Origin of the sequence: Brevibacterium sp. UBA7493 (assembly GCF_002479565.1) — a bacterium.
GTDB lineage: Bacteria > Actinomycetota > Actinomycetes > Actinomycetales > Brevibacteriaceae > Brevibacterium > Brevibacterium luteolum.
Genome location: NZ_DLOD01000002.1, coordinates 58,757 through 68,038, shown reverse-complemented (window position 1 = coordinate 68,038; position 9,282 = coordinate 58,757). Strand labels below are relative to the sequence as shown.

At 67.8% G+C, this 9,282-nt stretch carries 7 protein-coding genes; 3 read left to right on the top strand and 4 right to left on the bottom strand.

Going from position 1 to position 9,282, the window contains the following annotated elements; all coding sequences use genetic code 11:
• On the bottom strand, positions 1 to 1,220 hold a 1,220-nt coding region (locus tag B4E96_RS00640; RefSeq protein WP_286955967.1), incomplete at its 3' end, for an aldehyde dehydrogenase family protein.
• Between the two features lie 172 nt (positions 1,221 to 1,392).
• Entirely contained in the window at positions 1,393 to 2,649 is a 1,257-nt protein-coding gene (locus B4E96_RS00635) for an MFS transporter (RefSeq protein ID WP_102161761.1), read from the bottom strand.
• Positions 2,650 to 2,697: 48 nt separating this feature from the next.
• On the opposite strand from B4E96_RS00635, the gene B4E96_RS00630 reads away from it, so the two are divergent.
• The 3 genes from B4E96_RS00630 to B4E96_RS00620 all read left to right on the top strand — a co-directional run bounded on the left by B4E96_RS00630 (position 2,698) and on the right by B4E96_RS00620 (position 6,216).
• Positions 2,698 to 4,833: a M3 family metallopeptidase gene (locus B4E96_RS00630; RefSeq protein WP_286955963.1), complete on the top strand. Its 2,136-nt coding sequence runs from the start codon at positions 2,698 to 2,700 to the stop codon at positions 4,831 to 4,833.
• A gap of 47 nt (positions 4,834 to 4,880) precedes the next feature.
• Positions 4,881 to 5,348, top strand: coding sequence for a YbaK/EbsC family protein (locus B4E96_RS00625; protein ID WP_286955962.1), 468 nt, complete (start codon positions 4,881 to 4,883; stop codon positions 5,346 to 5,348).
• A gap of 178 nt (positions 5,349 to 5,526) precedes the next feature.
• Entirely contained in the window at positions 5,527 to 6,216 is a 690-nt protein-coding gene (locus B4E96_RS00620; RefSeq protein ID WP_102161760.1) for a queuosine precursor transporter, read from the top strand.
• 350 nt (positions 6,217 to 6,566) lie between these two features.
• Here B4E96_RS00620 and B4E96_RS00615 read toward each other — a convergent pair whose 3' ends face one another.
• Together B4E96_RS00615 and tgt are read right to left on the bottom strand one after the other, a co-directional pair.
• Positions 6,567 to 8,030 (bottom strand): DUF2079 domain-containing protein, encoded by a 1,464-nt coding sequence (locus B4E96_RS00615; RefSeq protein WP_286955961.1) that lies wholly within the window; start codon positions 8,028 to 8,030, stop codon positions 6,567 to 6,569.
• Positions 8,027 to 9,211: a tRNA guanosine(34) transglycosylase Tgt gene (tgt, locus tag B4E96_RS00610; protein ID WP_414632655.1), complete on the bottom strand. Its 1,185-nt coding sequence runs from the start codon at positions 9,209 to 9,211 to the stop codon at positions 8,027 to 8,029. Before tgt ends, B4E96_RS00615 begins: the two co-directional genes overlap by 4 nt.
• Between the last annotated feature and the right edge of the window lie 71 nt (positions 9,212 to 9,282).

Below are 9,282 nucleotides of genomic sequence, written 5' to 3'. Positions count from 1 at the left end.
GGGCCGAAGATCTCCTCCTGGAAGATGCGCATCGAGTTCTGACCCTTGAACACTGTCGGCTGGATATAGAAGCCGCCGGCTAAGTCGCCGTCGAGTTCGAGCACCTCACCGCCGATGAGCACCTCAGCGCCCTCCTGCTTGCCGATGTCGAGGTAGGACTTGATCTTCTCGAACTGGTCGTTCGAGGCCTGCGCACCGACCTGCATCGAATCATCGAGCGGGTTGCCCTGCTTGATCGCGCGGACGCGCTCGAGCCCAGCCTCGACGAACTCGTCGAAGATCGACTCCTGGACCAGGGCACGCGACGGGCACGTGCACACCTCTCCCTGGTTGAGGCCGAACATCGCGAAGCCCTCAAGCGCCTTGTCGTAGAAGGAGTCCTTGGAGGCCATGACGTCTTCGAAGAAGATGTTCGGGCTCTTGCCGCCGAGCTCCAGGGTCACCGGGATAAGGTTCTGGGAGGCGTACTGCATGATGAGCCGGCCAGTGGTGGTCTCACCGGTGAACGCGACCTTGGCGATGCGCTTGTTCGAGGCCAGCGGCTTGCCGGTCTCGACGCCGAAGCCGTTGACGATGTTGATGACGCCGGGCGGCAGCAGGTCGCCGATGAGATCGACGAGCACCATGATCGAAGCCGGGGTCTGCTCGGCAGGCTTGAGGACGACACAGTTGCCGGCAGCCAGTGCCGGGGCGAGCTTCCAGACAGCCATGAGGATGGGGAAGTTCCACGGGATGATCTGGCCGACGACGCCGAGCGGCTCCTTGAAGTGGTAGGCGACGGTGTCCTCATCGATCTGGGACAGCGCGCCCTCCTGGGCGCGGATCGCACCGGCGAAGTACCGGAAGTGGTCGACCGCCAGCGGCAGGTCGGCGTTGAGCGGTTCGCGGATCGCCTTGCCGTTGTCCCAGGTTTCGGCGACCGCGAGCATCTCGAGGTTCTCCTCCATCCGGTCGGCGATCTTATTCAGGATCACCGCCCGTTCAGCCACCGAGGTCTTACCCCAGGCCGGCGCGGCCTTGTGGGCGGCGTCGAGGGCGAGTTCGACATCCTCGGCCGTGGACTGCGCGACCTCGGTGAAGGCCTGGCCGGTGACCGGGGTGATGTTCTCGAAGTAGTTGCCCTTGACCGGCTTGACCCAGTCGCCGCCGATGTAGTTGTCGTAACGGGACTCGAAGGCGACCTTGGCGCCCTCAGATCCCGGCTGCGCGTAGACAGTCATGGATGCTCCTCATTGAGACGGTTGGAGGGTGCGACAGCACCTCTGCAGGCCGCAGGGGCGCGGCGTACCCTCACCCTATGGGGGTGTGATGCAGATCTCAACAGGCACCGGCTGGGGATTCGCACACAACCCGGCCACCGCCTCAGGAGCGGTGGAGAACCTGCCGCGCACCTCAGGTGACGACCGGCCGGGAGCGGCCGAGCAGCAGCGCGATGACGAAGGCTGAGGCCATCATCGCGCCGATGAGGATCGTCACCCCGGTCCAGCCGCCGAGCTCCCATGCGGCAGGCGCCAGGTTGCCGTTGATCGAGGAGCCGCCGTAGTAGAAGAGCATGTACATCGATGCCGCCTGCGCCGGCACCCCGACCGAGGCCTTCGCACGCACGGCCACCCAGGCTGAGGCCAGCGAGTGCATGATGAAGAAGCCCATCGCCAGCACTGCCATGCCGGCGATGATGACGACCAGCGGGCGGGCGATGAGCAGGCCGATGCCGATGAGCGCGATGAGCGAGCCGAACGGCATGACCGCTCGCAGCGAGTACCGGTCGGCGGCACGGCCGGCGAGCGCGCTGACGGTGCCGGCGACCGGATAGATGAGGTAGAGCAGGCCGATCGCGCCGATCGACAGCAGATACGGTTCGGCTTCGAGACGGAACCCGAGGACGTTGAAGGCACCGACGAACACGCCCATCCCGAGCCCGCCGGTGAGGTACAGGCCCAGCAGCACCGGGTCGCGGAAGGCCCGGCCGAAGCTGCCGATGAGTTCGCGCGGGGACTGCCGGCGGGGTTCGAAACCGCGGGATTCGGGCAGCAGCGCCCAGCATGCGGCCGCGCAGACGACCGATACGACGGCAGTGACAGCCAGGGCCATGTGCGCAGGGCTCAGCGGCATCGCCGCGGTGAGCCCGAAGCGGTCGAGGAGGTCGATGGTGCCGGTAGTGACGAGTCGGGCTGACAGCCCGCCGATCGTCGTGCCGAAGATGTACAGGCCCGTTGCCGAGGTGGCGTAGGACGGGTGGATCTCCTCACGCAGGTACACTGCGGCAGTCGCCGGCAGTCCGGCGAGCACCACGCCCATGACGAAGCGGGCGAGGAGGAACAGCGCCCAGTCATCGACGAAGGCCACGCCGATCCCAAGCACGGAGGCCAGAAGCAGCGACCAGCGGATCAGCCGCACCCGGCCGATGCGCTCACTGATCGGGGCGGCGACGATGAGCCCGAGCGCCAGCCCGGCGGTTGCGGCGGAGACGGAGAGTGCTGCGCTGGTCGGGGAGATGCTGTAGTCACGGACGAAATACGGCAGAATGGCCTGAGTGTTGTACAGCAGAGTGAAGGTCGCCAGGCCCGCCATGAGCAGGCCGATTTCAATCCTGCGCGTCATCGGCTCCCCGCGCCGATAACCCTCGAAGCCCCGGTCGTCCTCACTCATCAGTCCCAGCATACGCTCGCGCCTCGTGCGCAGAACAAGGAGTTCGCAGTGCATTCCGACGGCCACCCCGCCGCGTCCGAGCCCACGTCGTCGCCGGCTGACGGAACGGCGCTGGCCTCGACGCCGGTGACCGCGCCGGGAGCGAATCCGGTGCTCGACTACGTCCACGGCCCGGTCGGGCTGCGGCTGCCCGATGTCGCTGCGATCGAGCCGGGTCACTTCACGACCGCCGCCGAGGCGGTGGTCGCCGAGCAGCGGCAGGCGGTCGCCGCGATCCTCACGCAGGCAGACGAGCCGTCCCTGACGAATACGACGATCCGCATCGACCAGGCCAAGGAGCCGGCGTTTCGGCTGCAGGCGCTCATGCGGCTGTTCGAGTCGAACCTGCAGACCGAGGAGTTCGGCACCGCACTGGCGGCTGCCTCCCAGCTGCTGGTGCGCTCACGCCTGCAGCTGCTGCTCGACGGGCAGCTGTTCGCCCGGCTCGAAGCGGTGCCGACGAGTGAGCTGAATCCGGAGGACAAACGCCATCACGAGCTGCTCATCCGCGACTTCGTGCGCACCGGTGTGCGGCTCGATGACGCTGAGCGCACCCGGGTCGCTGAGATCTCCGCTGAGCTCGACCGGCTGGAGAAGGCCTTCTCCCGGCACCTGGCCGCCGACACCTCGGCGCTGGCCGTGCACTTCGACGACGCCGCCGCTCTCGCCGGGCTGCCCGAGGCGGCCGTCGAGTCCGCGGGTTGGCGCGCACGACAGGACGGGCAGGACGGCTATGCGCTGCCGCTGCTGAACTTCACCCAGCAGCCGCAGCTGGCCCAGCTGCACGAACCGGCATCCCGTCAGCGGATCTTCGAGCACTCGATCGCCCGCGGCTGCCGCGGCGGGGAGCATGACACCCGGCAGATCGTCAGCGACATCACCGCGCTGCGCGCCGAGCTCGCCCAGCTGCTGGGCTTCCGCAGCTTCGCCGAATACACCATCGACGATGAGACCGCCGACAGCCCCGATGCCGTCGGCGATCTGCTAGCCGACGTCCTCCACCCGGCGCGTCAGACCTTCGAGGCCGAGATCTCAGCGATCTACGAGCAGTTCGAACCCGAGCAGATCGCCCCCGCCGACGTGCGCTACTGGCTGCAGCGGCTGCAGAGCGAGCGCTACTCCGTCGACCCGCAGCAGGTCGCCGCCTACTTCGAGCTCACCCGGGTGCTCCACGACGGCGTCTTCTACGCCGCCGGCCAGCTCTACGGTGTCGAGTTCCGCCCCGCCTGTGACGAGAATGGGGAGCCGATGAGGGCCTGGCATCCGGACGTGACCGTCTACGAGGCGTGCGAGAACGACCGGGCCATCGGGCTCATCTGCGTCGACCCCTTCGCCCGTGCCGGCAAGCGCGGCGGGGCATGGATGGACCAGCTCGTCTCGCCCGGCCGGCTCACCGGTGAGCTGCCGGTCATCTCGATGACGATGAACATCACCCGGCCGGTGGCCGGGCAGCCGTGCCTGCTGAGCATGGACGAGGTGCGCACCCTGTTCCACGAGTTCGGCCATGTCTTCCACGGGCTGTTCTCCGACAGCACCTACCCGGACCGGGCCGGCACCGCGGTGCCGCGCGACTACGTCGAGTTCCCCTCGCAGCTGAACGAGATGTGGGCGCTGCACCCGCAGGTGCTGCCGCACTACGCCCGCCACGTGGAGACCGGCGAGCCGATTCCCGACGCACTCGTTGCCCGTATCCGTGAAGCCGATGACGTCGGCGCCGGATTCGACACGATCGAATACCTCGCCGCCGCACTGCTCGACCAGAGCTGGCACCTGCTGGAAGCCGGCGAGCGCGTCGATGAGGTGCTGACCTTCGAGACCGCGGTGCTGGAGGCTGCCGGCTTCTCCCCGCTTGTGCCGCCGCGCTACCGCACCACGTACTTCTCGCACATCTTCGCCAGCGGTTACGCCGCCGGATACTATGCGTATCTGCAGGCCGAGATGCTCGCGGCCTTCGCCACCGAATGGTTCGAGGAGCACGGCGGACTCAACCCCGAGGCAGGTGACGCCTTCCGCCGCGCCGTGCTCGCCCCGGGCTTCTCGACCGATCCGATGGAGACCTTCACCGACTTCTTCGGCCAGCGCCCGGATGTCGGTCCGCTGCTGCGCCGGCGCGGCTTCGCCCCGCGCCATGACACTGCCACCTGACCTGCCCGCAACTGACCTGCTCTGCGACCCCTGAAGGAGAGGACACCATGCACGCACGCAACGCAGCTGTCGCCCGGGACCTTGCAGCCGCCGGCATCGACGCGGAGATCACGCTGCTGACCGAGCAGACGAACACCGCCAAGGCCGCTGCCGCGTACCTCGGCGTCGAGGTCGGGGCGATCGCCAACAGCCTCATCTTCGACGCCGACGGCGAGGCGGTGCTCATCATGACGTCAGGCCGCCACCGCGTCGACACCGACCATGTCGCTGGGATCGTCGGCGCGGAGAAGCTCGGCCGGGCGAGCGCGGATCTGGTGAAGGCCGCGACTGGCCAGGTGATCGGCGGGGTCGCCCCGTGCGGCCATCCGGCCCCGGTCCGCACCTACATCGACGTCGCGCTGCGCGATTACCCCGAACTGTGGGCCGCCGGCGGCACCGCCGACTCGATGATGCCCATGACCTATGACCAGCTCATCACTCTGACGAATGGACAGGAGATCTCCGTTGAACCCTGAGAACACCGACAGGCCTGCTGCATCTGGGCAGCCGGGTCAGCACAGCGAGCACCCGGCGGTAAACACCCAGTCCCCCACACTCGGCCACCCAGCCACCGCCTCGGGCGCGGATTCCAGCACCGCCCGAGGCACAGATTCCAGCGGCGCTGGCGCAGACTCCGGCGGCGCCGGCGCCCGGCTGGCCGCTTTCGCCACCTCCCGCGGCCGGTACTACGCGATCGTGCTCGCCGTCTTCTGCGTCGTGCTCATCGTCTCGAACATCTCAGCGACCAAAGTCATCGGCTTCGGGCCGATCGTCACCGACGGCGGCGCCTTCCTCTTCCCGATCGCCTACATCCTCGGCGACGTCATCAGCGAGGTCTACGGCTTCGCCGCCGCCCGCAAGGCCGTCATCACCGGCTTCGCGCTCCAGATCCTCGCCAGCTTCGTCTTCTGGCTTGTGCTCATCTCTCCGCCCGGTCCCGGCTATGAGAGCCAGGAGGCTTTCGAAGCCGTGCTCGGCTTCTACCCGCGGATCGTGCTCGCCTCACTCGTCGGCTATGTGGTCGGGCAGCTGCTGAACTCCTATGTGCTCGTGCGCGTCAAGCGGGCGATGGGCGAGAAGCGGCTGTGGGTCAGGCTCATGTGCTCCACCGGCGTGGGCGAGTTCGCCGACACGCTGCTGTTCTGCACCATCGCCTTCGCCGGTGTCATCCCCGGCAGCGACTTCATCGTCTACATAGTCGTCGGCTTCGTCTACAAGGTCGCCGTCGAGGTGCTGTGCCTACCGCTGACGTACCAGGTCATCAAGGTCTTCAAGCGGCACGAGCCCAGCTACGGCAACGTCGACGAGACCGAGCACCTGCGCGCCAACGCCGCAAAGCTCTAGGAGCCGACGGCGAAGCTCGTCACAGCGGGCCGACGGCGAAGCTCGTCACAGCGGGCCGGCAAGCGACGCAGTGGACCCATACCTGCACACTGGCGAGACCGGTCACGCGTGCCGGTGGCTGAAAGTTTGAAAAGCTATTCATGGTTTGAGGGCTCCAAACCATGAATAGCTTTTCTAACTTTCCCAGTGGGCGGACCACCCAGGGGGCAGACCGCTGAGGTGTGACGGTCCGATCGGTCAGGTGATCTGCTGAAGCCAGAGCACCACTTCTCGCGCTGGCTCCACCGCGCTGCCGCTCAACCTGCCGTGCTGGCTCCACCGCCCTGTCCCTCAACCTGCCGCGCTGGCGCTCAACCTGCCGCGCCGTGGGCGCCGCGCTCGACGAGTTCGAAGCCTGCGCCTGAGTACACGACAGTCCAGTCACCGCCGAAGCGCTCCTCAGCCCAGATCTCCACGGGCTGCCCGACGTCATCGGGCCGGCGCAGCACCGCCTCGGGCACGGTGTCGCCGACACTGCCGATCCAGAACGTCTGCGTGCACGGTACAAGGTGGGCCAGCAGCCGGACGTCGGCGGCGACGGAGCCGTATCTGCACGCCTCAGCGATCGCCTGATCAGCATTGAGGTCGAAGGCCTGCCAGCGCCACAGCAGCTCGATCTGGGTCTGTGAGAGCATCGCGGCAGCCGCGATCGCGGCGATGAACGGTGCGAACACGCGGTGCCGGCGGGCGGCTGCGTCGATGAGGCACACGGCGGCGATCGGCATGAGGACGGCCGAGTAGTGGAAGTCCGTCTCCCAGTAGCCTTCGACGCTGCCGAGGAACCGCCAGGCCAGGGTCGGCAGCATGAGCAGGATGAACGGCGAACGCACCCCGATCCCACCGGCGGCGAGCACGAGGAACCCGGCGGTGCCGAGCTTCGTCGTCAGCCCTGCGGTCAGCGTCTCGGCAAGCGTGAGCTGGCCGGAGTAGTCGTAGCCGCCGGTGACGTTGAAGGCCGGGATGAAGATCGCCACGGCGAACACCGTCCAGGCAACACCCCAGGCGGCGAGGAAGATCGCCGCGCCTGTCTCAGCGCGGTTGCGCAGCCAGATGACGAGGCCGAACACTGCCACGGTGATGCCGAGGTCCTCTTTGACGAAGACGAGCAGCGCGATCGCGATGAGCGCCGGCAGCCGTGTGCCGCGCATCCACCACACGAGCCCGAAGGCCAGCAGCGGTACGGCGAAGGCGATCTCGTGGAACTGCGCGATGACGGCGTTGACCAGGCCCCACGAGAATACGTACGCGCCCGTCACCAGCCAGCCGCCGCGGGTGCCGAGGCGTTCGCGGGCGAGCGAGGCGATCGGCCACACGGAGGCGGCGAAGAGCGCAGCCTGCGCGATCATGAGCGTCAGCCCGGAGGGTGCCAGCCAGTACAGCGGGGTGAGCAGGACGAGGATCGGGTGGAAGTGATCGCCCCACAGATGGAAGCCAGGGCCCTTGATGTCGACGATCGGCGTCTGCCCGCGGGCGTACTGGTCGAGCAGCTGCGTGAAGATCCCCAGGTCCCAGCTCGGCGCGTAGTTCGCCCGCCACATGAGGATCGACAGCACCGTGTACAGCACGAAAGCCGCAGCGGTGCCGATCGCCGGCATCCACTGAGTCAGCAGCCTACCGAGCGTAGGCCCGGTGTCAGCGTGGGCGGCGCGAGCTCCCGTGCCCGAGGCGGGACTCTCCTCGGTGCCGGCGGCAGCGTGGGCACCAGTGCCGGCGGCAGCGTGGGCACCAGCGCCGGCGGCAGCGTGGGCACCAGTGCCGGGGTGCGCGTCGCTCACTGCATGGCCGCCTTCGGGGCGTAGTAGCGGCCGAGCACCTCGGCTTCGAGCTCGTCGAACCGGCCGTCCTCGATCGAGGCGCGGATCTCGTCGACGAGGGTGACAATGAAGTGCTCGTTGTGGATCGTGCACAGGGTTGAGAAGAGCATCTCCTTGGCCTTGAACAGGTGCCGCAGGTAGGCGCGGGAGTAGTTCCGGCAGGTGTAGCAGCTGCACTCCGGGTCGATCGGGCCGAAGTCGCGGCGGTACTTCGCACCGGTGATGTTGTACCGGCCGTCCCGAGTGTAGACAGCGGCATTGCGGGCCACCCGGGAGGGCGAGACGCAGTCGAAGGTGTCAGCACCGGCCTTGATCGCGGTGAACAGGTCGTCGGGTTCGGAGATGCCGAGCAGGTGGCGCGGCTTGTCCTCGGGCAGCTCCTCGCACACCCAGCCGACGATCGTTCCGAGGTTCTCCTTCTCCAGCGCCCCGCCGATGCCGAAACCGTCGAAGTCCATCGCCCCGAGGTCGCGGGCGGCTTTGCGGCGCAGGTCCTCGTACTGTGCGCCCTGCAGCACCCCGAACAGCGCCTGGTACGGCCGGTGGGAACGCGCTTGGGTCAGCCGTTCGTGTTCGGCCAGGCAGCGCTCGGCCCACAGGCGGGTGCGCTCAAGCGACATCTCCTGGTAGCTGCGGGTATTCATGAGTGTGGTGAGCTCGTCGAAGGCGAACATGATGTCAGCGCCGAGCTGATGCTGGACCTGCATCGACACCTCGGGGGTGAAGCGGTGCAGGGTGCCGTCGATGTGGGACTTGAACGTCACCCCATCGTCGTCGACCATCGCCCGGCGCTCCTTGTCCGCAGCCATCGCCGAGTCGTCCGGGGAATCGGGGACGTCCATCGAGATGACCTTCTTGAAGCCCACCCCCAGGCTCATGACCTGGAACCCGCCGGAGTCGGTGAAGGTCGGGCCCGGCCAGTTCATGAACTTCCCCAGCCCACCGGCCTCGTCGAGCAAGTCGGCTCCGGGCTGCAGGTACAGGTGGTAGGCGTTGGCAAGCACCGCCTGCGCGCCCAGTGCTGCGACGTCGTCGGGTTTGACGGCTTTGACGGTCGCCTTCGTGCCGACCGGGATGAACGCTGGGGTCTGGATCTGGCCGTGCGGGGTGCGGATCGTGCCGGTCCGCCCGCCGGCCTCCATCCGGGCGCCCACGGCGAATCCGAAGTCCTCCCGCCGGCACACGGCCTCGGTTCCTGCCGCGCCCGAGGCGC